This window comes from Aeromonas sp. QDB56 (genome assembly GCF_027705505.1).
Taxonomy (GTDB): Bacteria; Pseudomonadota; Gammaproteobacteria; order Enterobacterales; family Aeromonadaceae; genus Aeromonas; species Aeromonas caviae.
In genome coordinates, this window is record NZ_JAPDBZ010000210.1 from 1 (window position 1) to 1128 (window position 1128).

The following is a 1128-nucleotide window of genomic DNA, read 5'->3' on the forward strand; positions in this document are numbered from 1 at the left end:
CCCTCCGGCTTCATCTTGGCGATCAGATGTTGCAGGAACAAGAGTGAGCCGTCAGAGACACGGGGCAGACCTGCCCCGAAGCGGCCGCTGTGGCCCTTTAGCAGGTGTTCGTCCCGCACTTGCTTCTCGACCTTCTTCCAGTCCACCCCGAATGGCGGGTTGGAGAGGCAGTAGTCGAACTTCTCCAGCGGCAACTGGTCGTCGGAGAGGGTATTGCCCAGCTTGATGTTGCTGATGTCCTGCCCCTTGATCAGCATGTCGGCCTTACAGATGGCGAATGACTCGGGGTTGAGCTCCTGCCCGAAGGTGGCCAGACGGGCCGCCGGGTTCAGCTCGTGCAGGTACTCCATGCCGCAGGAGAGGAAGCCGCCAGTGCCCGCGGTGGGGTCATAGATGGTCCGCACCACGCCTGCGGTGGTCAGGGCCTCGTCATCGGCGGCAAACACCAGGGAGGTGGTCAGGCGGACGATGTCACGGGGGGTGAAGTGCTCACCGGCGGTCTCGTTGGAGCTCTCGGCAAACTTGCGGATCAGCTCCTCGAACACCAGACCCATGTGGTAGTTGTCGACGGTTTCGGGGGAGAGATCGACGTTGGCGAAGTTGCGAACCACCTTGTAGAGCAGGTCGGCATCTTCCAGCAGATCGATGCTGGCGGCAAAGTTGAAGTGCTCGAACACCTCGAATGCCTCACGGGAAAAGCCCCGCACATAGGCATCCAGGTTGTCGCCAATCTGCTTCTCGCCAAGGTTATCCAAGGTGAGCTTGGCGGTGTTGTAGAAGCTCTGCCCGGCGGCATTGAGCAGCAGCTTATGGCGGGCCAGCTCGGGCATGGCCTTGGTGCTCTCGGCGGTGGCCAGCACCTTGTCACGGGTCGGGGCCAGTACGCACTCAAGACGACGTAACACGGTGAATGGCAGGATGATGCGGCCATACTGGGACTGTTTGAAATCACCTCGCAGGAGGTCAGCCACCGACCAGATAAGGTTGGCAAGGGATGAGATATTGGTTGTCATGGAAACCCCGTGGAACGCTCGAAATAGCGTGATCCTATCACAGCATCTGGCCTCCAGTCGTGGCCTCGGTGCTGGCTGTGAAAATCTGCCGTTTTTGATTTTCCCGTTTGGCCCG

1 protein-coding gene is annotated in these 1128 nt (G+C 60.0%); it reads right to left on the reverse strand.

Translation table 11 applies throughout. The features are described from left to right. Nucleotides 1–1013: type I restriction-modification system subunit M (locus OKB81_RS19535; RefSeq protein ID WP_270805393.1), on the reverse strand; the 1013-nt coding region annotated here is incomplete at its 3' end. Nucleotides 1014–1128: the final 115 nt, after the last annotated feature.